At 66.7% G+C, this 24,644-nt stretch carries 25 protein-coding genes and 2 pseudogenes; 12 read left to right on the top strand and 15 right to left on the bottom strand.

Features of this window, described 5'->3' with window-relative positions:
- Nucleotides 1-68: 68 nt before the first annotated feature.
- Nucleotides 69-389, bottom strand: coding sequence for a hypothetical protein (locus CXQ91_RS13515; RefSeq protein ID WP_104174430.1), 321 nt, complete (start codon nucleotides 387-389; stop codon nucleotides 69-71).
- A gap of 531 nt (nucleotides 390-920) precedes the next feature.
- On the opposite strand from CXQ91_RS13515, the gene CXQ91_RS13520 reads away from it, so the two are divergent.
- Together CXQ91_RS13520 and CXQ91_RS13525 are read left to right on the top strand one after the other, a co-directional pair.
- Nucleotides 921-1,160, top strand: coding sequence for a hypothetical protein (locus CXQ91_RS13520; RefSeq protein WP_104174431.1), 240 nt, complete (start codon nucleotides 921-923; stop codon nucleotides 1,158-1,160).
- Nucleotides 1,161-1,309: 149 nt separating this feature from the next.
- A complete protein-coding gene (locus tag CXQ91_RS13525; RefSeq protein ID WP_104174432.1) occupies nucleotides 1,310-2,734 on the top strand; it encodes a cation:dicarboxylate symporter family transporter in 1,425 nt (474 codons plus the stop codon).
- A gap of 91 nt (nucleotides 2,735-2,825) precedes the next feature.
- On the opposite strand, the gene CXQ91_RS13530 is transcribed toward CXQ91_RS13525, so the two are convergent.
- On the bottom strand, nucleotides 2,826-3,527 hold the full coding sequence (locus CXQ91_RS13530) for an FMN-dependent NADH-azoreductase (RefSeq protein WP_104174433.1): 702 nt from the start codon (nucleotides 3,525-3,527) through the stop codon (nucleotides 2,826-2,828).
- 269 nt (nucleotides 3,528-3,796) lie between these two features.
- Here CXQ91_RS13530 and CXQ91_RS13535 point away from each other — a divergent pair, with 269 nt between their 5' ends.
- Nucleotides 3,797-4,204 (top strand): helix-turn-helix domain-containing protein, encoded by a 408-nt coding sequence (locus CXQ91_RS13535; protein WP_104174434.1) that lies wholly within the window; start codon nucleotides 3,797-3,799, stop codon nucleotides 4,202-4,204.
- 67 nt (nucleotides 4,205-4,271) lie between these two features.
- On the opposite strand, the gene CXQ91_RS13540 is transcribed toward CXQ91_RS13535, so the two are convergent.
- Complete coding sequence (locus CXQ91_RS13540; RefSeq protein WP_104174435.1) at nucleotides 4,272-6,935, bottom strand: Tat pathway signal sequence domain protein; 2,664 nt, start codon at nucleotides 6,933-6,935, stop codon at nucleotides 4,272-4,274.
- A 230-nt stretch (nucleotides 6,936-7,165) separates the two neighbouring features.
- Nucleotides 7,166-7,555, bottom strand: a complete 390-nt coding sequence (locus CXQ91_RS13545; protein ID WP_104174436.1) for a VOC family protein — start codon at nucleotides 7,553-7,555, stop codon at nucleotides 7,166-7,168.
- A gap of 144 nt (nucleotides 7,556-7,699) precedes the next feature.
- Here CXQ91_RS13545 and CXQ91_RS13550 point away from each other — a divergent pair, with 144 nt between their 5' ends.
- From CXQ91_RS13550 to CXQ91_RS13560, 3 genes are read left to right on the top strand one after another with little or no spacing between them, the layout of a single operon-like run.
- A complete protein-coding gene (locus tag CXQ91_RS13550; RefSeq protein WP_104174437.1) occupies nucleotides 7,700-8,620 on the top strand; it encodes a 2-hydroxyacid dehydrogenase in 921 nt (306 codons plus the stop codon).
- A 44-nt stretch (nucleotides 8,621-8,664) separates the two neighbouring features.
- On the top strand, nucleotides 8,665-9,864 hold the full coding sequence (locus CXQ91_RS13555) for an allantoate amidohydrolase (protein WP_104174438.1): 1,200 nt from the start codon (nucleotides 8,665-8,667) through the stop codon (nucleotides 9,862-9,864).
- A gap of 41 nt (nucleotides 9,865-9,905) precedes the next feature.
- The gene (locus CXQ91_RS13560; RefSeq protein WP_104174536.1) at nucleotides 9,906-11,240 is read left to right on the top strand and encodes a formimidoylglutamate deiminase; all 1,335 of its coding nucleotides are present in this window, start codon (nucleotides 9,906-9,908) and stop codon (nucleotides 11,238-11,240) included.
- A 1-nt stretch (nucleotide 11,241) separates the two neighbouring features.
- On the opposite strand, the gene CXQ91_RS24755 is transcribed toward CXQ91_RS13560, so the two are convergent.
- A complete protein-coding gene (locus tag CXQ91_RS24755) occupies nucleotides 11,242-11,394 on the bottom strand; it encodes a VOC family protein (protein WP_219816525.1) in 153 nt (50 codons plus the stop codon).
- Between the two features lie 22 nt (nucleotides 11,395-11,416).
- Here CXQ91_RS24755 and CXQ91_RS13565 point away from each other — a divergent pair, with 22 nt between their 5' ends.
- The gene (locus CXQ91_RS13565; RefSeq protein WP_219816526.1) at nucleotides 11,417-11,872 is read left to right on the top strand and encodes a RidA family protein; all 456 of its coding nucleotides are present in this window, start codon (nucleotides 11,417-11,419) and stop codon (nucleotides 11,870-11,872) included.
- Here the strand turns inward: CXQ91_RS13565 and CXQ91_RS13570 are convergent.
- The 4 genes from CXQ91_RS13570 to CXQ91_RS13585 all read right to left on the bottom strand — a co-directional run bounded on the left by CXQ91_RS13570 (nucleotide 11,850) and on the right by CXQ91_RS13585 (nucleotide 14,292).
- Nucleotides 11,850-12,698 carry a PhzF family phenazine biosynthesis protein gene (locus tag CXQ91_RS13570; protein ID WP_104174440.1) on the bottom strand — a complete coding sequence of 283 codons (849 nt, stop codon included), beginning with the start codon at nucleotides 12,696-12,698 and terminating at the stop codon, nucleotides 11,850-11,852. The genes CXQ91_RS13565 and CXQ91_RS13570 overlap by 23 nt on opposite strands.
- Nucleotides 12,699-12,806: 108 nt before the next feature.
- Nucleotides 12,807-13,265 (bottom strand): oxidoreductase, encoded by a 459-nt coding sequence (locus tag CXQ91_RS13575; protein ID WP_258073971.1) that lies wholly within the window; start codon nucleotides 13,263-13,265, stop codon nucleotides 12,807-12,809.
- A gap of 23 nt (nucleotides 13,266-13,288) precedes the next feature.
- Complete coding sequence (locus CXQ91_RS13580) at nucleotides 13,289-13,603, bottom strand: AzlD domain-containing protein (RefSeq protein ID WP_104174441.1); 315 nt, start codon at nucleotides 13,601-13,603, stop codon at nucleotides 13,289-13,291.
- On the bottom strand, nucleotides 13,600-14,292 hold the full coding sequence (locus tag CXQ91_RS13585; protein WP_219816527.1) for an AzlC family ABC transporter permease: 693 nt from the start codon (nucleotides 14,290-14,292) through the stop codon (nucleotides 13,600-13,602). The genes CXQ91_RS13580 and CXQ91_RS13585 overlap by 4 nt, the downstream gene beginning before the upstream one ends.
- 74 nt (nucleotides 14,293-14,366) lie before the next feature.
- Between CXQ91_RS13585 and CXQ91_RS13590 the strand changes: the two genes are divergently transcribed.
- Nucleotides 14,367-14,927, top strand: a complete 561-nt coding sequence (locus tag CXQ91_RS13590) for a helix-turn-helix domain-containing protein (RefSeq protein ID WP_258073972.1) — start codon at nucleotides 14,367-14,369, stop codon at nucleotides 14,925-14,927.
- A gap of 24 nt (nucleotides 14,928-14,951) precedes the next feature.
- On the opposite strand, the gene CXQ91_RS13595 is transcribed toward CXQ91_RS13590, so the two are convergent.
- Together CXQ91_RS13595 and CXQ91_RS13600 are read right to left on the bottom strand one after the other, a co-directional pair.
- Entirely contained in the window at nucleotides 14,952-15,131 is a 180-nt protein-coding gene (locus CXQ91_RS13595) for a hypothetical protein (protein WP_104174443.1), read from the bottom strand.
- Nucleotides 15,132-15,219: 88 nt separating this feature from the next.
- On the bottom strand, nucleotides 15,220-15,423 hold the full coding sequence (locus CXQ91_RS13600) for a hypothetical protein (protein WP_104174444.1): 204 nt from the start codon (nucleotides 15,421-15,423) through the stop codon (nucleotides 15,220-15,222).
- A gap of 104 nt (nucleotides 15,424-15,527) precedes the next feature.
- Between CXQ91_RS13600 and CXQ91_RS25740 the strand changes: the two are divergent.
- A pseudogene (locus tag CXQ91_RS25740) lies at nucleotides 15,528-15,709 on the top strand (hypothetical protein); the annotation flags it as partial.
- Between the two features lie 13 nt (nucleotides 15,710-15,722).
- Here the strand turns inward: CXQ91_RS25740 and CXQ91_RS13610 are convergent.
- The 3 genes and pseudogenes from CXQ91_RS13610 to CXQ91_RS13620 all read right to left on the bottom strand — a co-directional run bounded on the left by CXQ91_RS13610 (nucleotide 15,723) and on the right by CXQ91_RS13620 (nucleotide 17,067).
- Nucleotides 15,723-16,044 (bottom strand): annotated as a pseudogene (locus tag CXQ91_RS13610) (DMT family transporter).
- Complete coding sequence (locus tag CXQ91_RS13615) at nucleotides 16,041-16,397, bottom strand: multidrug efflux SMR transporter (protein ID WP_104174446.1); 357 nt, start codon at nucleotides 16,395-16,397, stop codon at nucleotides 16,041-16,043. The pseudogene CXQ91_RS13610 and the gene CXQ91_RS13615 overlap by 4 nt, the downstream one beginning before the upstream one ends.
- A 31-nt stretch (nucleotides 16,398-16,428) precedes the next feature.
- Nucleotides 16,429-17,067 (bottom strand): isochorismatase family protein, encoded by a 639-nt coding sequence (locus CXQ91_RS13620; protein ID WP_104174447.1) that lies wholly within the window; start codon nucleotides 17,065-17,067, stop codon nucleotides 16,429-16,431.
- Nucleotides 17,068-17,218: 151 nt separating this feature from the next.
- Between CXQ91_RS13620 and CXQ91_RS13625 the strand changes: the two genes are divergently transcribed.
- A complete protein-coding gene (locus tag CXQ91_RS13625; RefSeq protein ID WP_258073973.1) occupies nucleotides 17,219-18,172 on the top strand; it encodes a GlxA family transcriptional regulator in 954 nt (317 codons plus the stop codon).
- A gap of 84 nt (nucleotides 18,173-18,256) precedes the next feature.
- On the opposite strand, the gene katG is transcribed toward CXQ91_RS13625, so the two are convergent.
- The gene (gene katG, locus CXQ91_RS13630; protein ID WP_104174449.1) at nucleotides 18,257-20,569 is read right to left on the bottom strand and encodes a catalase/peroxidase HPI; all 2,313 of its coding nucleotides are present in this window, start codon (nucleotides 20,567-20,569) and stop codon (nucleotides 18,257-18,259) included.
- 257 nt (nucleotides 20,570-20,826) lie between these two features.
- Between katG and CXQ91_RS13635 the strand changes: the two genes are divergently transcribed.
- Together CXQ91_RS13635 and CXQ91_RS13640 are read left to right on the top strand one after the other, a co-directional pair.
- A complete protein-coding gene (locus tag CXQ91_RS13635; RefSeq protein ID WP_104174450.1) occupies nucleotides 20,827-22,560 on the top strand; it encodes an ABC transporter ATP-binding protein in 1,734 nt (577 codons plus the stop codon).
- Nucleotides 22,557-24,596, top strand: a complete 2,040-nt coding sequence (locus CXQ91_RS13640) for an ABC transporter ATP-binding protein (RefSeq protein WP_104174451.1) — start codon at nucleotides 22,557-22,559, stop codon at nucleotides 24,594-24,596. The genes CXQ91_RS13635 and CXQ91_RS13640 overlap by 4 nt, the downstream gene beginning before the upstream one ends.
- The last annotated feature ends 48 nt before the right edge of the window (nucleotides 24,597-24,644 follow it).

Here is a 24,644-nt window from a genome sequence, read left to right on the forward strand (position 1 = left end):
CCAGGGGCGGGTGCCCCTGGCTCCAGGATGCGCAGATCCATTGAGCGGATCGGTTGCGCGGAACGCCGTCAGCTGATGCGTGCGACGTCGCTCCTTTCCCACTTGGTCCAGTCTGACCAGTTGTTGCCGTTCTTAACCCGGAAGGAGACTTCCTGGTACACGCGGTCTTTGCCTTTGTCCTTGTCGACGTCGGCCTTCTTGCTGACGGTGACTTTGCCATCATGCTTGTCGAAGTACTTCCTCCATTCGGTGGTGTTGCCGAGCTTGTCGTCGCGCCCGTTCCGGTCCTTTTCAAAGCGCTTCTGGCGGACTTCTACGACCTTCTTGCCGTTGCAATCGATCTTGATCTTGAATTCCGCGACGTTCTTCCCCGCGTCCGTCGGTTTCAACGGGTTCACGGTACAACCGCGAAGCGACGTCGAAGCGTCAGCGGGAACGGCCAGTGCAACAGGTCCTCCAATAAGACCCAGTGAAACAGCCGATATCAATGCAAATCGCGTCCCGAGGGGGCGGGATTTTGTTGGGGTAGTTGTGGACATTTCTTTTGCTCCTAGAAAGGATGCGAGTGGATCATTTTCGGGCAGGACTGTCCGGCCGCTATGACACTCCCCATGTGAGGCGGCAGTCAGTTTCAACCCATTTTCAAACAGCACTCCCGGTCTCTGCGGGGGCTTGACGCCGGGCGATGCTCACTGCATTTTCGTGGCCCGGTAGTACAATCGTGCGCCTGCTTTTGCCCCAGCGCTAGGGAAGTTGTTCCCCTTTTGAGTGGATTTTCGCGAGTTGGGTAGCACGACACCACGTGACATAACAGGCGGAAATCTGGCCACTGCAGCAACGCAGGCGAATAGGCTGAAGGTGCCGCCGGAGCCAACGAATCGGCGGCAACAGACCTGCAACCCCGAACGAAAGGTGCCGTCATGACAGACCCCAAGGAAGCAGCGGCCGACCCCGCCGACCAGATCGGCCCGGGCGACCCCGACGCCGTCGATCAGCAGCCCCGCCCGGGCCAGGGCGCGGCGAAGAACATCCGGGAAGAACAGCAGACGCAGGCGGGCGGCACCGTTCCGGCGTCGTACATTGGCAGCGGCGACCCCGATGCGGAGCACAAACCGGAGGAAGCCGCCGCGGCCGACGGCACCTGGGATGACCAGGTGTAGTACTGCGACGGCTGCCAACAATTTCTTTTCCATCTTGCGGTTAAACAATTCCGCAGTACGGATTTAGCCTGCCGGAAACACGGGGGCCATAGCGTTGCCCATGTCCTGAGGCGACCTGCGCGCCTTTTCCCTGTTGATTGGCAGCCCTGATGAAATTTCCTCCAACCGCCGTGACGCGCAAAGCAAGCACCGCACCGGCACCCAAGAAGCCGCTCTACAAGTCGCTCTTCTTCCAGATCCTCGTGGCCGTCTGCCTCGGCATCGGGATCGGCCACTTCTGGCCCGACCTCGGCTCCGCCCTACGGCCGCTGGGCGACGGCTTCATCCAGCTGATCAAAATGATCATTGCTCCGCTGATCTTCCTGGTGATTGTCACGGGAATCTCGGCCGTGGGTGACGTGAAGGCCGTGGGCCGGGTGGGTGTGAAGGCCCTGCTCTACTTCACCGGTGCCACGCTCTTCGCCCTGGTGTTCGGACTGGTGGTGGGCAACATCGTCCAGCCCGGCGCCGGCCTGAACATCGATCCCAACACGCTTTCCCAGGACGCCCTCAACGCCAAGACCGGCACGGCACCGCCCAAGGACGCCGGCGCGTTCCTGCTGGGCATCATCCCCACCAGCGTGGTGGGCGCCTTCGCGTCCAACAGCCTGCTGCAGGTGCTGTGCTTCTCGGTGTTCTTCGGTGCGGCCATCGTGGTGGTGGGCCGTGACCGGTGCCTGCCCGTGATCAATCTCCTGGAGACGGCGCTGGAACTGTTCTTCAAGATCATGACCTGGGTGATGCGCGTTGCCCCGGTGGGCGCTTTCGGCGCCATGGCCTTCATCATCGGCCAGTACGGCCTGGGTTCGCTGAGCACCTATGCCCTGCTGATCGCCGCCTGCTACGGTGCCGCCATCGTCTTCATTGCGCTGCTGTTCCTGGTGGCCTGGGTGTACCCGCGCGTGCCGCTGTGGCAGTTCATCAAGTACAGCCGGGAAGAGTTCCTGCTGGCTCTGGGCACGGCATCCACCGAGTCCGTGCTGCCGCGCATCATGACGAAACTGACCAACGCCGGCTGCTCCCGCGCCACCACCGGGCTGGTGGTCCCCACCGGCTATTCGTTCAACCTGGACGGCGCCGCACTGTACCTGTCCATTTCGCTGCTGTTCCTCGCCCAGGCCTTCGGGCACAACCTTGACCTGGGCCAGCAGCTCGTGGCTTTGGGCATCCTGATGCTCACGTCCAAGGGCATGGCCGGCGTTCCCGGCTCCGCGTTCCTGGCTCTCTCGGCAACTGCCGGCGCCCTGGGCATTTTCCCCGTGGCCGGCGTCGCCCTGCTCCTTGGCGCCGACCGCCTCATGGATTCCATGCGCGTCTCCGTGAACCTGCTGGGGAACTGCGTGGCCACGTTCGTGGTGGCGAAGTGGGAGGGCCAGTTCGACCGCGAAGCCATGCTCCGGGCATTCCGCGGGGAACTTCAGGATGAACCGGAAGTCACTGAAAGCCCGACGGCGGGCGACGCACCGGCGGCTGATGCCGCCGTCGAACCTTCCGGTGCGGCGCCTGCCGATAGCCAACCGGCAGGCGTGCGGTAGGACGGACCCGACGGCGGCGGAAGCCGGGACCGGGTAGTGTGTACCGCGCACTCGCCTCCGACGCCGGAACCGGCACTGCGACTACGGAACCTCAACCGCCCACTGGCTGAAGATCAGCCGCCCGGAGGCGGGAGGCAAAGCCGACGGCGTGCGCCGCCAGTTCCGCTTCGGCTTCCCGGCGGGAGCCCTCGACGTCGGTGTTCAGCACCGTCGGGGCGAAGCGGACATGGGTGGCGTCGGTGATGCCGACGAAGGTCAGCCAGTCCGCGAAGAAGGTGCTGCTGAAGTCCTGGCCGAACGCGGGGGCAACGCCGGGGGAGTAGACGCCGCTCGTGTGGATGGCCAGGGCGTGCTTCCTGTCCATCAGCCCGGTGTAGCCGGCAGAGGGGTCGAACCCAAAGCTCCAGCCGGGCTGGGTGACGATGTCGATCCACTGTTTCAGGACGTACGGCACGCCGGCGTTCCACATCGGAATGTTGAAGACGTAAGCGTCGGCAGCCGCGAACCGGTCGAAGACGGCGCGGGCGTCGGTCCAGGCCTGGAGCTCTTCCGGAGTCTGGTCCCGGCCGGAGAACACGGCCATCTTGGCGCCGGCGGCGGTGGTTCCGAACCCGGGGAGGGCGCCGGCGTCGAACAGGTTCAGGGTTCCGACCTCAATCCCGCCTTCTCCGATGGGATCGCCGTCAATAGGGGCACCGGCCGCCTGAACTTCGGAGATGAAGTGGCGGGCAAGGAGCAGTGAGTCGCTGTGGTCCCCGCGCGGGGAGGCATTGATGTGGAGGATCCTGGGCATAACAGGCCTTTCGTCGGTTCGGCTGGTCGGGTGTTCGGCGGGTGGTCTGCGGCGGGCCGGTGCCGCCGCAGTTCCGATCCTTTCCCGCCGGGCCGGGCAGTGTAAGAACGCACTTTGGACTGCCTAGGGAACCCCGGCGTACCTGCCCGCTGACCGTTCCCCGGTTTTGTTACGGCACGTTCGGCGCGGTGGGCGGACCACACGGTCCCCTATTAGGCTGGTGCCGCGGCAACGCGACAGGACAACCGGCATCAGGGGAATATAGGGCGATGACTCTCACAGCGGACCAGAAACGGCAGACAGCACAGTCCCACTACGCGGAGGGGCTGGGGCAGTGCCCGGCGCGCCAGCTACTCGAGACGATCACCAGCAAATGGGTCACCCTGGTGATGCTGGAACTGGCGGACGGGGAACTCCGGCACAGCGAGCTGCGCCGGCGGATTCCGGGGGCAAGCCAGAAAATGCTCACGTCCACCCTGCGCTCGCTGGAACGCGACGGGCTGGTGACCCGGCTGCTCACCCTGTCCGTGCCCGTCCGCACCGACTACGAGCTCACGCCGCTGGGACACTCCCTCCTGGCAGTCATCCACGGGATGAAGGAGTGGGCGGACGACAACATGGACCAGGTGGAGGAAGCCCGCGGGGACTACGACAGCCGGCGCTCCAGCGCCGGCTGACCGCCGGGTTACCCGGCGAACCAGTCGCTGTGTAGCGGGCGACGGCGGTCAGCGAACCAGCCGGCGTTCAGCGGACGGGCTGGAGTGCCGGGAGGTGCTCCCCGATCAGGGCCAGGTTCTGGATCACCGCCAGGCCGAACTGGGCAGCATCGTTGGTGGACACCGTGGGCGCTTCGTCGACGGCGGTGAGGACGTATGGCGGTTTGATCTTCCGCAGGGTGAACGCCGATCCGTGGTTGAGGTGTTCGCCGCCTTCCGCAAAGCTGTCCCAGGCCCGGCGTGCCAGCCCGGAATCCCCGGCGCGGGCCGCCGCGTAGGCGGAAAGCCGGCTGTGGGCCTGCGTCAGGTAGACGCCGTCCAGCGGCTGGCCCACCTCGGCAATCTGCTCCTCCTCCGAGGCCAGGAACAGCCGGCAGTACTGCAGCCAGGCGTGTTCGAACGCGGCATCCGGTATCAGGTCGATGAGCTCGCTGCAGATTTCCACCAGCCCGAACACCGCGGAAAGGTGCGATACCTGGATCCGTTCGCGCCCGGCGTCGAACCTTCCCTTGTCCAGGTCGTACAGCGCCTCTCCCGTGAGGAAGCCGTATTTCAGGGCGCCGATGTCCGCTATGGTCCCCAGCAGCCGGTCCCGGGAACGGGGGTTGCCGGTGCGTTCCCAGTCAGTGAGCCAGGTGGCGGCGAGGGATCCCCAGTCGGTGCCGAGCCCCACGCCGAGCGCGTTCCGCTCCGGCCGGTAGGTGGCGCTGTCCGGCCGGACCTTCCGTACGGGGTCAAGGCCGAGGAAGTTCTGGTCGCTGTCCACGAGTTCGGAGAGCAGGTTGCCGGTGCGTTCGTCCGCCGTGAGGTAGTAGTAGAAGCGCCGGTAGGCGGGGGTGCTGATCCGCAGCTGCTTGGCGCTGCAGCCCCAGTGCTGCACGTTGTGCCGGGATCCCAGGCCGCGCCACTCGCCCAGGTGGTAGACGTCCACCTCGCCGGTGTGCCGGGTCATCGCCTCCGCGAAGCGGAACACGTCCGCCCGGCCGGACCGCAGGTACATGTACCAGAGCCACAGGTCCGGGGAGAGCTCCGAGTTGTCCCAGGCGTACCCGCCCACGTCGTAGCGCCAGGCGTGCCGGTCGAAATCGTAGGTGTGCATCACGTCGCCGAAGTTCCAGAACCCGTACCAGCGCCGCTGCTCCACCTGGCCGGCGTAGAAGTCGAAGAGGAAGTCCAGCTTGTCCTCCAGCCCGGCGCGCTCCGGTGTGCTGCGGTCCACGGGCGCCCAGTCGCCGAAGACCCTGACCGAGTGAAGGTATTCAGGCGAGGCCTGGAGGAGGGGCGGCGCTGAGGATGCCTCCACGTCAGCGGCGAGGGCGCGGGTGTCCGGCGTCGCGTCGTAGGCGAACAGCGTCAGCTCGTGGGTGCGGGCGATGCCGCTGGGATTGCCGAACCCCGGTTCGTAGTCCTCGTAGGTGATTTCGAGGCCTTCGAGCTGTTCTTCAAAGGTGTCCTGGCCCAGCCCGTCGTGGTAGAAACGCAGGTCCATGGGCTGGGCCTCCGGCGAGTACAGCCAGGCGGTCACTTCCGCCTGTGCGGTGGCGGCGCCGCGGATGTCCAGCTGGACCGGGTGGGACTGCCAGAAGTTGCGGACGCCGATGCCGAAGCCGCCGCGGGGGCCGCTGAGCGAACAGAATCCCTCGGCCCGCGTGCCGCCGGAGATTCCCACCCAGCCGTGGCCCTCGCCGGTCCGCTTGCGGAGCTCGAAGCCGTCGGCGCTCAGCTGGCTCAGGGTGAAGTCGTTCCAGGCCGGGATCAGGTGCAGCCGCTTGGACACCAGCTCGCTCCACTCCTCCAGCGGCGGGGTGGGCTGTCCGTCGATCTGGGCGCGGCGGACGGCCTCGCCCGGGTCGCGGCGCAGGCCGGTCAGGCCGCGCACCGCCTCGGTGAGGAAACCGCCGTCTGCCCCTGCGATGCGCACGTGCCGGTCGTGCAGCTGGCCCTCCATCGGCACCGTGAAGCGGATGCCGAGGCCGGCGAGGAAGTCGCGCTCCGGCTCGCCGTCCCAGATGAACGAGTGGACCATCCGCACGCTGCGGGCGCCGGCGTGGAAGTAGAACCGGACCACGAACGGCAGCCAGCTGCGCCCGTCGCCGCCGTGGGTGTCCGGCCGGTGCGAGCCTTCCAGCCGCACCACGGCACGGACAGGACCGCGTTGTTCAATGACGACGGCGGTCACCTCGCCGGTGAACGGTTCCCGGCTGACGCTTCCGGGGCCGTCCTGGGCGCCGTCCTGGAGCAGGCTGACCAGCTTGCCGTCACGGGCCACGGGCACGCCGCCGCGGGAAAGGGTGGTGAACAGGGTTGAGCTGCTGCGGCTGATGACCATTTCCAGCGCGCCGGTGGACACCGTGACGGAGTCTTCCGCTTCCGTCACCTCGATGTGGGGTGGGGGCTCAACCTCCGGTGCGGTTTCCGTCTTCGGTGAGGGTCCGCCGTCGGACGTTACGTTGTAGTGCGCCGAGGGCGCGTCGGTTGCCGGCAGGGCGATGCCGGCCCATTTCAGCGAGCCGTCCGGCCATGTTGCCAGCGGCCAGGCCTGCGACGCGACGGTGCGGCCAGCCGCGTCCGCAACGGAGATCCCGCTGGCGCCGGCCAGGGAGCCGCGCGCGAAGGGCATGCCCCAGGTGGTGCCGCCGGAAAGCGCGGCCGGAGCCCCGCCGTCGAGCCAGTTGAGCGTTGTTTCGGTCATCGCTTTGTCTCCTTCGACACGCGTGAGGCAGTGAATGGCAGGCACGTCCGGTTCGCGCAAGGTAGTTGTATCGTTTCAAAAAATAATGGAGAACCCGGCCGTGGTATTTGGCTTGGTGATGGCTGGGCGCAGCCCGGAAACCGCTTTCCGATCATTTCTAACAGTCGGCGGCGGGGTAAGTCAACGAGCCTGTGACATTCTTGTGCGCTTTTGGGTGTTTGTGTGTGGTGCTATTGGGCGACGCCGGACCCTTCGGTGTCACCCCGGCCGGCGGTGTCGATGACGCAGAAACGGTTGCCCTCGGGGTCGGCCATGATCACGTAGTCCGCGTCCGCGGGCCGTTTGCTCCACTCGACGCGGGTGGCGCCCAGGCCAAGGAGTCGCTGCACTTCGCCGCTCTGGTCCTCCGTGTACAGGTCCAGATGGATGCGCGGCGGGATGTGCACCGACGAGGGGATGCGGTCCAGCGAGATGCAGGTTCCCATGCCGCCGGGCGGCTGCAAGATCACAAAATCGTCCTCGGGTTCATGCCGCGGCGCGAAGCCGAGGGCGGCCTGCCAAAAGGCCATCTGGGCCGGGAGGTTATCAACGCGGATGACGATCGAGCCAATGCTCAGCATCCGGCCAAGCTACCCCGATGCAAAGTGGCCCGCAACGGTGTTGGAACGACTCCCTCCATTAGGCTGGCAGCAAAGAACCCCTCCCGGCGGGCCGCGCTTCCGTGGCGCCAGCCTGCCCCGAGCCGACGGAGCAGTTGGAGAATCATGACCCGGAAGATCACTGTCAGCCTGCCGGACGCGGTACTTCGTGAGTACCTGAAGCCGCACCCGGATGTCACCGTTGTTGAGTGGGACTTCGCGGGCGAGCCGCCGCAGCCGCAGATCGACATCGTGGTCCCGCCGTACATGGGCGGCACACGCGTTCTCCGGAATCTCGAGGCGGTGGAGACCGCGCTGGTGCAGAGCCAGTCGATCGGGTACGACGGCGTGGCGGACTCGCTCCCGGAAGGCCGGGTTTTCGCCAACGCTGCCGGCGTGCACGAAACCTCCACAGCTGAACTGGTCCTCGCCATGATCCTGGCCAGCCAGCGGGAGTTGCCGCGGCTCCTGCGCAACCAGCAGGAGGGCCTCTGGGAAGCCCGGCCCACCGCCAGCCTCGCCGACCGCCGCGTCCTCATCGTGGGCTACGGCGGCGTGGGCAAGGCGATTGAGCAGCGGCTCATCCCGTTTGAAACCACGGTGACACGCGTGGCCAGCCGGCCACGGACGGACGGGAACGGCGTCATCCACGGCATTGCAGAACTGCCGGAACTGCTGCCGGACCACGACATTGTGGTTGTCGGGGTCCCGCTCGGCGACGCCACCAGGCACCTTATCGACGACAAGTTCCTTGCGGCAATGCCCGACGGCGCGCTGCTGGTCAACGTGGCCAGGGGTCCGGTGGCGGACACTGAGGCCCTGGTCCGCCACACCGCTTCGGGACGGATCCGCGCCGCGCTGGACGTCACGGATCCCGAGCCGCTGCCCAAGGACCACCCGCTATGGGGCACTCCCGGCGTCATCATTACCCCGCACGTGGGCGGTGCGAGTTCGGCCATGCGCCCGAGGATGGGCCGGCTGCTGCAGCGGCAGATCGACCTCATGCTGGCGGGGGAGCCGCCGGTCAACGTGGTGCTCGGGGGCTGACCCGGCTAGCCGAATTCAGGAATCGTCACTACTTGGAGGTTCATTTGGAAACCGTCAATCAGCTCCTCGACTCGATCAAGGGCGTGGGCCGCGACGCGGTGCGCGGAGGCTATTCCCGGGCCGTCTACTCGACGGCGGAACTCGACTTGAGGACATGGTTCATCGAACAGGCGCTCCAGCGCGGCCTGTCCGTCGAGACCGACCGCAACGGCATTATCTGGGCCTGGTGGGGCAAACCCCAGGACGGCGCCCTGGTCACGGGAAGCCATCTCGATTCAGTACCCGGCGGCGGGGCCTTTGACGGCCCGCTGGGCGTCGCATCGGCACTCGCCGCCGTCGACGTCCTGATAGCCCGCGGAAAAGTGCCGAACCGGTCCCTCGCCATCACAGTGTTCCCCGAGGAGGAGGGCTCCCGCTTCGGCGTAGCCTGCCTCGGGTCCCGCCTGCTCACCGGAGCCATCGACGTCGACAAGGCACGGAACCTGCGCGACGGCGACGGCAACACCTTTGCGGACGTCGCACGGTTGAACGGCCTCGATCCCAGGCACGTCGGTCCGGATCCCCAGGCCCTGGCGCGGATCGGCGACTTTGTTGAACTGCACGTGGAGCAGGGCAAAGGCCTGGGCACGGGGGGCCCGGCCATCGCCGTCGGAAGTTCCATCCTGGGGCACGGCCGCTGGAAGCTGAGCATCAGCGGCCAGGGCAACCACGCCGGGACCACCCTGATGGCGGACCGCGCGGATCCGATGGTCGCAGCGGCACAGATTATCGTCGCCGTGCGCGACGCCGCTGCAGCCCAGCCGGATGCGCGTGCCACGGTGGGACGCCTGATGCCGGTGCCCGGCGGAACCAACGTCATTGCCTCCCGCGTGGACATGTGGCTCGATGCCCGGCACCCTGACGATGCCGTGACCGCCCGGCTGATCGAAACGATCTACGGCGCCGCCCGGCAGATAGCGGCCACCGAAGGATGCTCCGTTTCCCTCATGGAAGAGTCCTACAGCGACACTGTCCATTTCGATCCCGGCCTGACCCAGCGGATCAGCGGGATCCTGCCCGACGCCCCGCTGCTGGCTACCGGAGCCGGCCACGACGCCGGGGTGCTCTCCGCCTATGTGCCGTCCGCGATGCTCTTCGTCCGCAATCCCAGCGGCATCTCGCATTCGCCGGAAGAATATGTGGCCGACGAGGACGCCAACACCGGTGCCGGCGCCCTCGCGGATGTCCTGGAGGGCCTCCTGTGACCGGGCCTGATGTCACCGGGCTCTGGTGCGAGACGGCTGTTATGGGCGGCGCCGGTGGCACCGGCGAAGCCGACGGCGGCCCCGCAGTGCGCGCGTCGGTGCGGCTGGACGTGCGGGACGGCCGCATCGAGCGGATCACTTCCGGCGCGGAACCGCAGCCCGGCGACCACATCCTGAAGGGCGTCGTCTTTCCGGCCGCCGCCAACGCCCATTCCCACGCCTTCCACAGGATCCTGCGCGGACGGACCCATGACGGCCGCGGCGACTTCTGGGTGTGGCGGGAGCAGATGTACCGGAGCGCGGCCGAGCTGACGCCGGAAACCTACGAAAAGCTCGCCAGTGCCGTGTTCGCGGAAATGGTGGTCGCCGGCTTCAGCAGCGTGGCCGAGTTCCACTATGTCCACCACCAGCCTGGCGGCGCTCCCTACGCGGAACCGCATGCCATGGAGCTGGCCCTGGCCCGGGCGGCAATGGCGGCAGGGATCCGACTGACGCTCCTGGACACGCTGTATCTGGCGGGAGGGATCGGTACGCCGCTGAGTCCCGAACAGCAGCGGTTCGGCGACGCCAGCGTCCAGGCCTGGCTGGAGAGGCTTCTTTCGCTCCGGAACGAAATCGCGCAAAGCTTTCCACCGGAGATGGTCGGAGTGGGGGCCGCATTGCATTCCGTGCGCGGCGTGCCCGATACGGACCTGGCGGCGGTGGCTGAACAGCTGCCCGCGGATATGCCCCTCCACATCCACCTCAGCGAACAGCCGGCGGAGAACGAGGCCTGCCTGGAGGCCTACGGTGTCACCCCCGCGGGCCTGTTGGAGCGGCACGGCCTGCTGTCCGGGCGGCTCTCGGCCGTCCATGCCACGCACCTGACGCCCGGGGACGTCGCCCTGCTCGGCAATGCCGGCGCCACGGTGGTGATGTGCCCGAGTACTGAGGCCGACCTCGCCGACGGGATCGGCCCGGCCCGCGCATTGTCCGACGCCGGAGCCACCATAGCGCTGGGCACGGACCAGCACGCCGTCATCGATCCCTGGATTGAAATGCGCACGCTGGAACACGGGGAACGGCTCGGTTCCGGCCAGCGCGGCAGGTTCTCCCCGCAGGAACTGCTGCGGGCCGCTACGGATGGGGCAGCCCGCTCCATGGCCACGCCTATTGCCGGCGCTCTGGCGGTGGGTGCGGTCTGCGACCTGATGGCCGTTGATCCTGATTCCGCCCGTACTGCCGGTTCCAAGGCAGAGCAGTTCCCGTTCAGTGCCACAGCCAGCGACGTCACCGACGTCGTCATCGCCGGGGAACGGGTGGCCTCCAACGGCACCCACGTGCGGCTCGGCCAGCCGGGCCGTCTCCTGACGGAGGCGCTGAAGGAGTTTTCCTAACTCATGCTCCTGCGGCGCGCACAACGCACCATTCGTTGCCTTCGGGATCCTGGAGCACCTGGAATGTTCCCACAGTATCTATGTGGATCTTGCCGATCCGGACGGCTCCGAGGGCTTCGGCGGCGTCTGAGGCAGCGGGCACATCCTCAGACATTCGCGCGCCTGCACGAGCTAGGGTGGCCAATATCCGTGCTTCAGACCAACGTCGCCCGAAGGAAACCATGCCCCGCCATCACTTCAGTCCGCAGCTCTACCAGTCCGCAGCCCCGTTTTCCCACTACGTTGAGCACGGAAATATCGGATACACCGCAGGCATCATCGGCCAGCGCCGTGATACCGGAGAGCTGGTCTCGGACGATGTCTCCGAGCAGTGCGACACGATGCTGACCAATCTGCAGATCCTGCTCGACGAACAGGGACTGACACTGAAAAATCTGCTGCGCACGACTGTCTATCTGACTGATTACCAGGACTTTGAAGCGATCAACGGTGTGTATGCCCGGCGGCTGCAAGAACCGTATCCCGTCCGCACCACTGTTCAGGTGGCCGCCCTGCCGCTAGGCGCCAAGGTGCAGATTGAGTCAGTGGTTTGCTGTTCCCTGAGTGCACCTACAGCGATACCCGGCCGCTAACCACGGTCCGGCTGGTGCCGCCAACCCAGATGCCTTCGTCCTCGACGGTGATGGTCAGCAGCCCGCCGCGTCCCAGGGCGGTGCCTTGCTGGACGGTGTAGTCACCGTCCACCACTCCTTCGCTGAGGAGCCATTGCGCTAGTCCGGCGTTGAGGCTGCCGGTTACGGGATCTTCGGGAACGCTGAACCCGGGCACGAACGCCCGGACCTCATAGTCCGCCGGTCCTGCCTCCGCGAAACGTCCGATCACGCCAACACAGAGCTGGTCCATCAGGGCGAAGTCAGGCTGCAGCTCCAGCACTTGTTCCGCTGACTCCAGCCGGATTCCTATCCAGCCCGGACCGTTGTCCACCCAATTGCTGCCAAGGACCTGGGCGGCATCGATGCCCAGGCTGGCGATGGCCTGTTCCAGTACCGCAGGTTCAACCGGGCCGGAGCGGACCAGCGGCGGTGCTGCAAAGGCCAGATCGGCGTCGGTGCGGCGGATTTTCACCAGCCCTGCCTCGCATTCCTGCACCAGCACCCCGTCCCGGCGGGGCTGGCCGCCCATGTCCAGCCAGGCGTGGGCAGAGCCCAGCGTGGGATGTCCGGCAAACGGCAGTTCGGACGCCGGGGTAAAGATCCGCAGCTTGTAGTCCGCTTCCGGATGCGTCGGCTTCTGCAGGAACGTGGTCTCCGACAGGTTGGTCCAGTTCGCGAAGCTCTGCATCTGTTCAGTGGACAGGCCCTCGGCGTCATGCACGACGGCGACCGGGTTGCCTGCCTTGGGCCCCGGGGCAAAGACGTCTACCTGGGAGAAGGGATATTCGTTCACAACAGTGGGCATGCTGGTCCGTCTCTGGATTTCAGGGAACTCCGGCGGGAGTACTTACCCGTCCACGGTAGGTGGCCGCGAAGCGCGCGCACCATAGCCACATCCGGAAAGTGGCCTTGTTCAGCTTTCCCGGACGAGCCCCTCCCAGGACCACTTTGGGATTCGCAGCCCGTCCGGCACGTCATCCGGGGAACGCTCGTACCTCGACATCGTGGTGTTCGTCGCCCAGGCGAAGTAGTCGTGCAGCACTTGGCGGAGGACGTCGTCGTTGGTGAGCCCGACGTCCGTCAGGGCCTGCTCGAAGCAGCTGATGGCCCTGCGGTCCATATCCTCGTGCTGCCCGTTGCCGCTGTGGATCCGCACCACTGATGTCTCGTCCCCGTAGAAACCCGAATAGTCCGGCGGGCCGCCTAAAGCCTCGGCCCAATAGGCGGCCAGCCGCCGGTTGTGGTCGGGATGGAACCCGTGGCTGAACGCGTGGCTGACCACCTCATCAGCCATGACCCTGGCATGCCAGGCGTTGGCCAGCGTCGCAGCAACGATGCCACGCCGCACCCGTGCGCGGAAGGGCCACCTCAAGCCGAACGGACTCGCGCCCGCCCTCAGCCCAGGCCCGCGAACCTTAGCCCGGCGGTTACTGCGACGGCGACTCCGACAATCACCAGGAACGGTGCCTTGATCCAGCTGAGGACAGCGGCCACCGCGGCACCGCCGATCAGCGCGCCGCCGGCCAGTTCGCCGTCGTGAAAGGTGCCGGACCGGGCGGCAACCGCCGCCAGCAGCACCACGGACGCCACCTCCAGGGTCCGCTGCAGGGCCGGGGACGGCTTCCACCGCTTGCGCAACAGCGGCCCCGTGGCCCGGAAGGTATAGGTTCCTACGGCAAGGACGGCGATCGCGGCCAGAAGTTCAGTCATGAGCTCAGTTCCGGTTCGGTTGTGGTGGGACGCCAGGGACGGGCTACCGCGATGGCGGCCAGGGAGAGCAGTTCCGGGAGTCCGGCGGGAAGGAACGACGCCGTTGCAACAGTGATTGCCGCGCCCACCACCACCGCGGTGGTCAGGGCAGCGCCGCCCGCCCGAGCCTTCGGAATGACCAGGGCGAGGATCATCGCCGGAAAGACGGCGTCGAGTCCCCAACGGTCCAGGTCGCCGAGGAAGGCGCCGAGCCAGGTGCCCAGCGCGGTCCCGAGGGGCCAGACCAGGACAATGCCCACACCGCACGCCCAGAATCCGAGGCGCCGTATGGCCGGGCTGCTTCCGGCAAGGGCAAACGAGGTGGACTCATCGTTGATTGCGTGGGCGCCGAGGATAGAGCGGAGGCCGTGGCCCATGACCGGGGCCACCTGGAAGCCGAACGGAATGTGCCGGGCATTGACCAGCAGCCCGGCCGCGGCAGCCAGCCATGGGCTGCCCCCGGCTCCGATGATGGCAACGAACATCATTTCCGAGGCGCCGGCCACCACTGCCACAGACAGCAGAACCGGGATCCACCAGGGCAGGCCGTAGCCGGTGGCCAGGGCGCCGTAGGAGATTCCGAGGATCCCGCCGGCCAGGCAGACCACGGCCACGGAGCGCAGGAGTGAATGCAGCTCTGTTCGGTTCATCGTATCCATGTTCAATAGAATGAACGCGTACACTGGTGACTGTCAAGCCGAACGATCGACCGATGGAGCGAACAGTGACCGAGCAGAGCAAAGCCCCGCTCAAGGCGATTGCGGCGGCAATCAAACGTCACCGCGAGGCCGCCGGCCTGTCGCTGACGGAAGCGGCCCGCCGCGCGCAGATTGCGAAGTCCACGCTGTCCCAGCTGGAGTCCGGCGTCGGCAATCCCAGTGTTGAAACCCTGTGGGCGCTCGCGCTTGCCTTGGACGTTTCCTTCACCGACCTGGTGGATCCTCCGCGCGCGGGCGTGGTGATCATGCGCGCCGGCGAGGGGCAGCCGGTCCGGTCCGAGCACTCCGATTACGCCATCACCCTGCTCGCGCACGCCCCAGCGGGTTCTCGCAGGGACCTCTACAAGCTGGCTGCGGAACCGGGGCCCGCCAGGGAATCGGAGCCGCACACGCCGGGGACCATCGAACACGTCATCCTGACCGCCGGTTCCGCGAAAGTGGGCCCGTCCGGGTCCCCGGCCACGCTTAACGCCGGGGACTACATCAGCTATCCCGGCGACGCACCGCACATTTTTGAAGCACTGGAAGCCGGGACAACCGCGGTCATGATCGACGAACACCGCTAGGGAGCACCGCCGGGCGGCTCACCGCTACGAGCGCGTCGTGACCACAGCCTTTGCCGCAAAAACCGCGGCCGCTACGAGCAGGATCACGGCAGACAGGATCGAATACCACTGGCCGCCTGCGGACAAGGCAACGGAAACGCCAACCAGTGCGAAGAGCGCTGCACCCAGCGCCCAGATGAGGGTGTTCGCCTGAGGCGTCCTCATGATCCCGCCTCCACGTTCCGGCTGCTTTCAGGAGCTTCCACGGACGCGTACGTCGGCCGGAAGAAGGCGCTGGCCGCGGGCAGCCACATCAGCACGGAGCAGCCCACAACTGAAGCACCACAAACGGGACCGCGAAAGCGGCCATGGCCCAACCGGCCGCGGACACACCCACACCGATCCCGGAAAGCTCCAGGATAACGGGCAGGATGCCGCCCACCACTGCACTGGCCAGCCAGAACGCCGTCGACGCCCTCAGGACCTGCGGAATCGTGGCCGATCCGCCAAAAATCAAACGCTGTTCCCCCAAAAGAAATCCCCCAATTCAACATGCATCCGCGTGCCACTCGGCGCGCCGAAGCTCCAGCCTAGCCACTGGGCCTGTGGCCGTCTTGTCACATGGGGGCGGGCGCGCGCGGAAGGGCCTGCAACCGGCCCATACGGCGGCTACTGATCGCCGTCGTGGTTTTCCAGCTGGCGCAGTCCATCGCGTCGCTGTACCTGCCCACACTGACCCGGACATCATCGATGAGGGCGTGGCCAAGGGGAACATCGGGTACGTCCTCAGCCTGAGCGGCATCCAGCACTTCCTGCCTAGTGGACGGCACCAAGCTCGATGAGCAGGACGCCGCCGATGATGAGGCCGAGTCCCAGCATCATGACGGGCGTGATCCTCTCCTTGAAGGAGACACGGCTTCCCAGTGCGGTCAGGGCGACGCCGGCAGCTGCCCAGGTGCCGTACGCAACCCCCAGGTTCATTCCCTGGTCCAGGGTCAGGGTGAGGAGGGCAAACGCCAGGAAATATCCGACGCCGACCGGGTATGTACCAACGGCGCTTGCCAGTGGACGCGACACGCAGGAACAAGGTGGCGGTAACCTCGGTAAGGATGGCCCCCGCCAGCAGAAGCCACGTCATGAGCTGGCCATTTCCTTTGCCGGCACTCCGGCCGGCGTTTGGTGCGATCCGAGTTCAACGCAGAGGACCCCGCCGATGACCATGGCCATCCCGACCAGCATGACAGGGGTCAGTGTTTCGCCGAAGATGAGGGCTGCCAGCAGCACCGTGAGGGTTACGCCCAGTGCAGCCCAGATGCCGTAGGCGACCCCCAGGCCAAGGCCTTTGCGGAGGACCCATGCGAGGAAACCGAAAGAAGCGGCGTAGCCGAGGACAACAACAATGAAGAAGGCAGGATGATCCAGGGCAGCCTTCAAGGAAAGGGACGCAGTCACCTCACTGAGGATCGCGCCGGCCAGAAGAATCCACTTCATTCAATAAGTCCTTGAGAGTTGTTGGGCTTGGTTATGCCTGCGGGACCAACTTGGAGCCGGCCACCGCTGAGCTGCCGAGGTCACTCCTTGTCAGAGCCCGCCGGCTGTCCAGCGCCTCGGTCCATGCAGCAGTTTCCGCCACCGCTGCCCAGTTCGAGTTCAGCAACGTCAGGAGCGTCGTGTGGACCGTCTTTGCGTCAGCGAAGCCTGCGTCGTTGGCGAGGTTGATGGCCCCCGTGGCATCTGAGAGAACCTCGGTGCTGAAGCCAAGGAACTCTGCCTCCACGGCTGAGGCGAGCACGCAGTTGTTGGTCATGTAGCCCACCAGGGTGACCGTATCGACGTCGTGCTGGCGCAGCCAGGTGGCGAGGTCCGTATCGGCGTACACGGACCCGTACTGTTTGACCACTGGCTTCCATGCGGCGGTCTTGCGACGTTCAATTTCCGGGTGCAGGTCGAACTCCGGCGTGCCGGGCGCAAAGACCGGTGCACCCTCACCTGCGGAGTGCTGAATCACGGCGATGGGAATGCCCGCGGCAGTGGCAGCGTCTACTGCCCGCGCAATCGTGGGCAGCGACTCCTGGTGGGGCGGGTACTGGATCTCGAGCGGGCCGCCGAAGTACTGCTGCTGCACGTCGATGAGGATGAGGGCGCGGCGGGGGCTGGTCATGTTCTTGGTTCTCCCTGATGGTTTGCGGGCCGCCTTCTGGCGATTTCTCCAGTCTTCCTGCTGCCGACGAATGCCAACAGTGGCACGAAGGCGGATATACGATGGAATCGGGCCAATAATATCCAGGAATAGGAGCAGGATGAGGATCGCGGTGTACGCCTTCAACGGGGCAACCATGTTTCACCTTGCCGTTCCGCAGATGGTTTTTGACGAGGTGGCCCGCCAGCGCCTTGCCGGGTGGGAGACGGTTCTCTTTTCTGACCAGGCAGGCGAGATAACAACCGCTGAAGGGTATCGGCTGGGCGAAGTGAAGGGACCCGAGGCCGCGGATAAGGCGGACATTGTGGTGGTGCCGTCATGGTTCGACGACGGGCGCATGCTGGGTGATTCGCTGCGGCGTGTGCTACAAGGGGCGCATGTCCGGGGCGTGCCGATTTTGGGGTTGTGCCTTGGCGCGATCCCGGTGGCGGACGCGGGGCTGCTCGCGGGGCGCCGGGCCGTCACGCATTGGCAGGCGTTTGATTCCCTTGCAGCGCGGCACCCCGATGTCCCGTTGGACCAGTCTGTGCTGTATATCGACCATGGTGATGTCCTGACATCGGCCGGCACCGCTTCTGCGCTGGACGCCTGCCTTCACATGGTGCGCTCCCGGCTGGGGGCGGAAGCGGCGAACCGGGTGGCGCGCAGCCTGGTCATTGCTCCGCATCGGGAGGGCGGTCAGGCGCAGTACATTGAGCGGCCGGTCCCGCCGAGCTCCACGGATGACCCGATCTCGCGACTGCTTGAATGGGCCCTGGGCCGCCTGGGTGAACCCCTCACCATCGACCGGCTGGCGGCCCAGGCGCATTTGAGCCGCCGCACCTTTGTCCGTGCTTTCCGGGCAGCAACGGGGACGACGCCGGCAGCCTGGATCCGCGCCCGCCGCCTCGACGCAGCCCGGCGGCTGCTCGAGACCACCGACCTGTCGGTGGACCAGATCTCTGCCGACTGCGGATTCGGCAATGCCGTCACCCTGCGCCAGAACTTCGCTGCCGCCTTTTCCACGACACCAACGGAATATCGGCGCCGTTTTGACGCCCGTAGTGGGGCATCGGCGCCGCTTTGATCACGTCGTGAAACGGGACCCGCGGGCTCAGGCAACGGGAGGAGATGCTCCGGGCCGGCCGCGTCTGCAGCCGGCCCGGATGCATCATTCAGTAACCCGAGTTCCGGTCAGGTCGAAGCGGTCCAGCTCCATGACCTTCACCCAGGCGGCCACGAAGTCGTTGACGAACTTCTCCCGGCCGTCATCGCTCGCATAAACCTCGGCCAGTGCCCGGAGCTGGGAGTTGGAGCCGAAGACGAGGTCCACGGGCGTGGCGGTCCACTTCAGCTCACCGGTGGTCACGTCGCTGATCTCGTAGACGTTCTCCTCTCCCTCCGACGCTTTCCACTTAGTCCCCGGCGCGAGCAGGTTGACGAAGAAGTCGTTGGTCAGCGTCTGGGGCCGTTCGGTGAGGACGCCGTGGGTGGAACCTCCGACGTTGGTCCCGAGGACGCGCATGCCGCCGACGAGCACTGTCATCTCCGGCGCGGAGAGGTCCAGCAGGTACGCCTTGTCCAGCAAGAGGGTCTCCGGCTGGAGCTTCTCGCCGGCGCGTACATAGTTGCGGAACCCGTCCGCCCGCGGCTTCAGGTACTCGAAGGACTCGACGTCGGTCTGGTCTTGGGCGGCGTCGGCCCGTCCCGGACGGAACGGCACGGTGACGGCGAAACCGGCATCCTGCGCGGCCTTCTCCACTGCCGCGCAGCCGCCGAGGACGATCAGGTCTGCCAGCGAGACCTTCTTGCCCCCGGCCTGGGCGGAGTTGAACTGCTGCTGCACCGCCTCAATCGCCTGCATCGCATTCGCCAACTGCTCGGGCTCGTTGACCTCCCAGCCGCGCTGCGGTTCCAGCCGGATGCGCGCACCGTTGGCACCGCCGCGCTTGTCGGTCTTGCGGTAGGTGGACGCAGCCGCCCAAGCCGTGCCGGCAAGCTGCGAGACTGACAGGCCCGGGTCCAGCAGCTGCGCCTTGAGCGAGGCGATGTCCTGCTCGTCGATCAGTTCGTGGTGTACCGCCGGGACCGGGTCCTGCCAGAGCTGGGCCTCCGGGACCCACGGTCCGAGCATATGCGGACCGACGGGGCCCATGTCGCGGTGCAGCAGTTTGTACCAAGCCTTCGCGAACGCGAGCGCGAAATCGTCCGGCTTCTCCAGGAAGCGCCGCCCGATTTCGCCGTAGATCGGGTCGAAGCGCAGCGACAGGTCTGTTGTCAGCATGGTGGGGCGGTGCTTTTTCTCCGGGTCATGCGCGTCCGGGATGATCTCCGGGGCATCCTTGGCAACCCATTGGTGCGCGCCCGCCGGGCTCTTGACAAGCTCCCACTCGTTCTCGAACAGGATCTCCAGGAAACGGTTGCTCCACTGGGTGGGCCGGTCCGTCCACGTGACCTCAAGGCCGGAGGTGATTGTGTCGCCGCCCTTGCCGCTGCCGTAAGTGCTGATCCAACCGAGGCCCTGCTCCTCCAGGTTTGCGGCCTCCGGCTCGGGGCCGACGTGCGCATCGGCGTCGGCGGCGCCATGGGTCTTGCCGAACGTGTGGCCGCCGGCGATCAGCGCGAATGTTTCTTCGTCGTTCATCGCCATGCGCTTGAAGGTCTCGCGGATGAATGCTGCCGCGAGTTTGGGATCCGGGTTGCCCATCGGCCCCTCGGGGTTGACGTAGATCAGGCCCATCTCGGTGGAGCCCACATCCTCCGCCATCTGTCCTTCGCCGATGTAGCGCCCATCGCCGAGCCAGGTGTCCTCCGGCCCCCAGAAAATCTCCTCGGGCTCCCACACGTCCTCGCGGCCGAAAGCGAAGCCAAAGGTCTTGAAGCCCATGGATTCGAGCGCGACGTTTCCGGCGAGGACCAGCAGGTCGGCCCAGGAAAGCTTTTGGCCGTACTTCTGCTTGACCGGCCACAGCAGCCGCCGGGCCTTGTCCAGGTTGGCGTTGTCCGGCCAGCTGTTCAGCGGGGCGAACCGCTGGCTGCCGTCCCCGGCGCCGCCGCGGCCGTCCTGGACGCGGTAGGTGCCGGCGGCGTGCCAGCTCAACCGGATCATCAGGCCGCCGTAATGGCCGAAGTCCGCAGGCCACCAGTCCTGGGAGGTGGTCAGGACCTGGGTGATGTCCTGCTTGAGGGCCTCGACGTCGAGGTTCTGGAACTCCTCGCGGTAGCTGAACGTGGGGCCGAGCGGGTTGCCCGCCGGGTTGTGGGCGTGGAGCACGGAGAGGTCCAGCTGGTTCGGCCACCAGTCTGCGACGGTCCGCGGCCGGTGCCCCTTGGGTTGCGGCGAGTCGATCGCCGGGTTCTCACTCTCGCTGCCGTGCGAGGTCACGCTGTGGTGGTCCACAGGGCATCCACCCTCAACCTTGCGGTCCAGGCCTTGGGCACTTCCGGGAGTGGGGACCTGGGGATGGTCCTGGTGATCGGTCATGTGCTTCCTTCCATATGGCCGAGGCCGTGGTCGGACTCGGGCGGCCGGTTCAACCCTCCCATTTGACCACGACCGGACGTCGCGGGGGAGGGCCCGTGGGGCACTCAAACATCCGGGCTGGCGGCCGCTGGCCCGCTGCGGAATACGCTTTAGGAGAACCGGCCGAAATTCTCCCTCCGCCGCACGCTGAACTCCCAGCCTGCGGACGTAAACTGACCTTCGCATCACGTTCCGTGAGCCCTGGACCGGGAGCCGCCATGCTCTGGAAACTGCTCGTTGAATACCTGCGGCCGCAGCGGCGGCTGCTGCTCGCCGTCGTGATTTTCCAGCTGGCGCAGTCCATCGCGTCCCTGTACCTGCCCACCCTCAATGCGGACATCATCGATGAGGGCGTGGCGAAGGGGGACACCGGCGTCATCCTCAGCCTGGGCGGCCTGATGCTGGGAATCACGCTGCTGCAGATCGCCTGCGCCGTGGTCGCCGTGTACTTCGGGGCCAAGGCCGCGATGAGTGTGGGCCGGGACCTGCGCGGCGCCATCTTCTCCCGCGTCGGGGAGTTCTCCGAACAGGAAGTGACCCGGTTCGGGGCGCCCAGCCTGATCACCCGGTCCACCAACGATGTGCAGCAGGTGCAGCAGCTGGTGCTGATGTCGGCCACCATGATGGTGGCCGCGCCCATGCTCGCGATCGGCGGGGTGATCATGGCCGTCCGGCAGGATGTGCAGCTGTCCTGGCTGATCGCGGTGGCCGTGCCCGTGCTGATGATCGGGGTGGGCCTGATCATCGTCAGGATGGTGCCGCTGTTCCGGAAGATGCAGAAGCGGATCGACACCGTGAACCGGGTGCTACGCGAGCAGCTCACCGGCATCCGGGTGGTGCGCGCCTTCGTCCGCGAGGACATCGAGACCGCCCGGTTCGCCCGCGCCAACGAGGACGTCACGGACACCGCACTGCGGGCCGGCCGGCTGATGGCGCTCGCGTTCCCGGTGGTGATGCTGGTGCTGAACGTGTCCAGCGTGGCGGTGATCTGGTTCGGCTCGTTCCGGATCGAGGACGGCTCCATGCAGGTGGGCACGCTCATTGCGTTCCTCAGCTACCTGATGCAGATCCTGATGTCCGTCATGATGGCCACCTTCATGGCCGTGATGATCCCGCGTGCCGCCGTCTCGGCGGACCGGATCGGCGAGGTGCTGCGCACCGAGTCCAGCGTCCGGCCGCCCGCCAGCCCGGTCAGCAGCGCCGTCCGCCGCGGGGAGCTGGAAATGGTCGACGCCGGATTCGCCTACCCGGGTGCCGACCAGCCGGTCCTCTCCGGGCTCAGCTTCACGGCCAGGGCCGGGCAGACGACGGCGATCATCGGCAGCACCGGGTCGGGCAAGACCACCCTGGTGAACCTCATGCCGCGGCTGTTTGACGCCACCTCCGGCTCGGTCCGGATCGACGGCGTGGACGTGCGCGAGCTGCACCCGGACCTGCTCTGGGGCCACATCGGCCTGGTCCCGCAGCGGCCCTACCTGTTCACCGGCACCGTCCGCAGCAACCTGCAGTATGGCAAGCCGGACGCCACCGAGGACGAGCTCTGGACCGCGCTGGAGATCGCCCAGGCCCGGGACTTCGTGGAGGACATGGAGGGCGGGCTGGATGCGCCCATCTCCCAGGGCGGCACCAACGTTTCCGGCGGGCAGCGGCAGCGGCTGGCCATCGCCCGGGCCCTGGTGAAGCGGCCGGAACTGTATATCTTTGACGATTCGTTCTCCTCGCTGGACACCGGCACCGACGCCCGGCTCCGGCAGGCCCTCAAGCGCAGCACCGCCGGCGCCACGCTGGTGATCATCGCCCAGCGGGTCTCCAGCATCGCGGACGCGGACCAGATATTAGTGCTCGACGACGGCAGGATCGTGGGGCGCGGAACGCACACCGAGCTGCTGGAGACATCGGAGACGTACCGGGAGATCGTCTCGTCCCAGCTGGCAGCGGAGGAGACGGTATGAGCACGCCGCACCGGCCGACGTCGGGCGCCACGAACCCAGCCGCCCCCGGCGGCACGGCACCCGCCTCCAAAACCGGGACTGCCGACGTCGTACGCATTCCCCGTCCGGCGGGCGGACCGGGACGCGGCGGACCGTTCGCGGGGATGAACGTCCCCGCGGAGAAGGCAATGAACTTCGGGCCGTCGGCCAAGCGGCTGCTGGGCACTCTCCGGCCGGAGCGGGCGTGGCTGCTGCTGGTGCTGGTGACGGGTATTGCGAGTGTGGCGCTCTCGGTGATCGGGCCGCGGCTGCTGGGGGAGGGCACCAACCTGATTTTCTCCGGCGTGGTGTCCCGCGAGCTGCCCGCCGGGGTCACCAAGGCCGAACTGATCGCGCAGCTGCGGGCCGCGGGGGAGAACCAGAAGGCGGACATGCTGACGCCGATGGCGCTGACGCCCGGCGCGGGGATCGACTTCGCGGCGCTGTCCAGCGTGCTGATGTGGGCGCTGGTGCTGTACGTGCTGGCGTCGGCGTTTATGTGGGTGCAGGCGTATGTGCTCAACGGGGTGGTGCAGCGGACGGTGTTCGGGCTGCGGGAGGACATCGAGGCGAAGATCAACCGGCTGCCGCTGCGGTATTTCGATTCCATCCAGCGCGGTGAGCTGCTGAGCCGGGTGACCAACGACGTGGACAACATCTCCCAGAGCCTGCAGCAGTCCATCAGCCAGGCGGTCACGTCGGTGCTGACCGTGGTGGGCGTGCTGGTGATGATGGTGATCCTCTCGCCCACGCTGGCGCTGATCGCGCTGGTGACGGTCCCGCTGACGCTGGGGATCACGGCGCTGATCGCCAAGCGCTCGCAGAAGCTGTTCGTGGCGCAGTGGAAGCACACGGGGGAGCTGAACGGGCAGATCGAGGAGACGTACACCGGGCATGCGCTGGTGAAGGTGTTCGGCCGGCAGCGCGAGGTGGAGGAGCGGTTCCGGCAGAAGAACGTGGAGCTGTATGACGCGAGCTTCGGCGCGCAGTTTATTTCCGGGCTGATCATGCCGGCCATGACGTTCATCGGGAACCTGGTGTACGTGGGGATCGCGGTGGTGGGCGGCCTGCAGGTGGCGTCCGGGGCGATGCAGCTGGGCGATGTGCAGGCGTTCATCCAGTACTCGCGGCAGTTCACCATGCCGCTGGCGCAGCTGGGGTCCATGGCGAACCTGCTGCAGTCCGGGGTGGCGTCCGCCGAGCGGGTGTTCGAGCTGCTGGACACGGATGAGCAGTCGCCGGATCCTTCCCCTGGTTCTTCGCCGGACGGCGGGCGCGGGCGGCTGGTGTTCGAGAACGTGTCGTTCTCCTACTCGCCGGACAAGCCGCTGATCTCTTCTCTCAGTCTCGTCGCCGAGCCGGGGCAGACGGTGGCGATCGTCGGGCCGACCGGGGCCGGCAAGACGACGCTGGTGAACCTGATGATGCGGTTCTATGAGATCGATGCGGGGCGGATAACGCTCGACGGCGTGGACGTCACCGCGATGACGCGGTACGAGCTGCGCTCGCGGCTGGGCATGGTGCTGCAGGATACGTGGCTGTTTGGGGGCTCGATCCGGGACAACATTGCGTACGGCCGGCCGTCGGCTTCGGAGGAGGAGATCCTGGAGGCGGCGCGGGCGACTTACGTGGACCGGTTCGTGCACTCCCTGCCGGAGGGTTACGACACGGTGCTCGAGGACGAGGGCTCCAATGTATCCGCCGGCGAGAAGCAGCTGCTGACGATTGCCCGGGCGTTCCTGGCCCGACCGTCGGTGCTGATCCTGGATGAGGCGACATCTTCCGTGGACACGCGGACTGAGGTGCTGGTGCAGAAGGCGATGAGTGCCTTGCGGTCCGACCGGACGAGCTTCGTGATCGCGCACCGACTGTCCACGATCCGCGACGCTGACCTCATCCTGGTGATGGAGGCAGGCCAGATCGTGGAGCAGGGGACGCACTCGGAGTTGTTGGCGGCGGGTGGTGCGTATGCCCGGCTGTACGAGGCGCAGTTCGCGGCTCCTGTGGCGGAGGTTTAAGTGTGCGCGTGCTCTTGAGACCGCGCCCGCTGGAAAGTACCGCCACTG

Origin of the sequence: Arthrobacter sp. Y81 (assembly GCF_002929335.1) — a bacterium.
Lineage (GTDB): Bacteria > Actinomycetota > Actinomycetes > Actinomycetales > Micrococcaceae > Arthrobacter.

Coding starts and splice junctions, on each gene's coding strand:
- CXQ91_RS13520 (WP_104174431.1), top strand. CDS start 921: ATGACAGACCCCAAGGAAGCAGCGGCCGACCCCGCCGACCAGATCGGC.
- CXQ91_RS13525 (WP_104174432.1), top strand. CDS start 1,310: ATGAAATTTCCTCCAACCGCCGTGACGCGCAAAGCAAGCACCGCACCG.
- CXQ91_RS13530 (WP_104174433.1), bottom strand. CDS start 3,527: ATGCCCAGGATCCTCCACATCAATGCCTCCCCGCGCGGGGACCACAGC.
- CXQ91_RS13535 (WP_104174434.1), top strand. CDS start 3,797: ATGACTCTCACAGCGGACCAGAAACGGCAGACAGCACAGTCCCACTAC.
- CXQ91_RS13540 (WP_104174435.1), bottom strand. CDS start 6,935: ATGACCGAAACAACGCTCAACTGGCTCGACGGCGGGGCTCCGGCCGCG.
- CXQ91_RS13545 (WP_104174436.1), bottom strand. CDS start 7,555: ATGCTGAGCATTGGCTCGATCGTCATCCGCGTTGATAACCTCCCGGCC.
- CXQ91_RS13550 (WP_104174437.1), top strand. CDS start 7,700: ATGACCCGGAAGATCACTGTCAGCCTGCCGGACGCGGTACTTCGTGAG.
- CXQ91_RS13560 (WP_104174536.1), top strand. CDS start 9,906: ATGGGCGGCGCCGGTGGCACCGGCGAAGCCGACGGCGGCCCCGCAGTG.
- CXQ91_RS24755 (WP_219816525.1), bottom strand. CDS start 11,394: ATGTCTGAGGATGTGCCCGCTGCCTCAGACGCCGCCGAAGCCCTCGGA.
- CXQ91_RS13570 (WP_104174440.1), bottom strand. CDS start 12,698: ATGCCCACTGTTGTGAACGAATATCCCTTCTCCCAGGTAGACGTCTTT.
- CXQ91_RS13580 (WP_104174441.1), bottom strand. CDS start 13,603: ATGACTGAACTTCTGGCCGCGATCGCCGTCCTTGCCGTAGGAACCTAT.
- CXQ91_RS13585 (WP_219816527.1), bottom strand. CDS start 14,292: ATGAACCGAACAGAGCTGCATTCACTCCTGCGCTCCGTGGCCGTGGTC.
- CXQ91_RS13595 (WP_104174443.1), bottom strand. CDS start 15,131: ATGAGGACGCCTCAGGCGAACACCCTCATCTGGGCGCTGGGTGCAGCG.
- CXQ91_RS13615 (WP_104174446.1), bottom strand. CDS start 16,397: ATGAAGTGGATTCTTCTGGCCGGCGCGATCCTCAGTGAGGTGACTGCG.
- CXQ91_RS13620 (WP_104174447.1), bottom strand. CDS start 17,067: ATGACCAGCCCCCGCCGCGCCCTCATCCTCATCGACGTGCAGCAGCAG.
- katG (WP_104174449.1), bottom strand. CDS start 20,569: ATGACCGATCACCAGGACCATCCCCAGGTCCCCACTCCCGGAAGTGCC.
- CXQ91_RS13635 (WP_104174450.1), top strand. CDS start 20,827: ATGCTCTGGAAACTGCTCGTTGAATACCTGCGGCCGCAGCGGCGGCTG.
- CXQ91_RS13640 (WP_104174451.1), top strand. CDS start 22,557: ATGAGCACGCCGCACCGGCCGACGTCGGGCGCCACGAACCCAGCCGCC.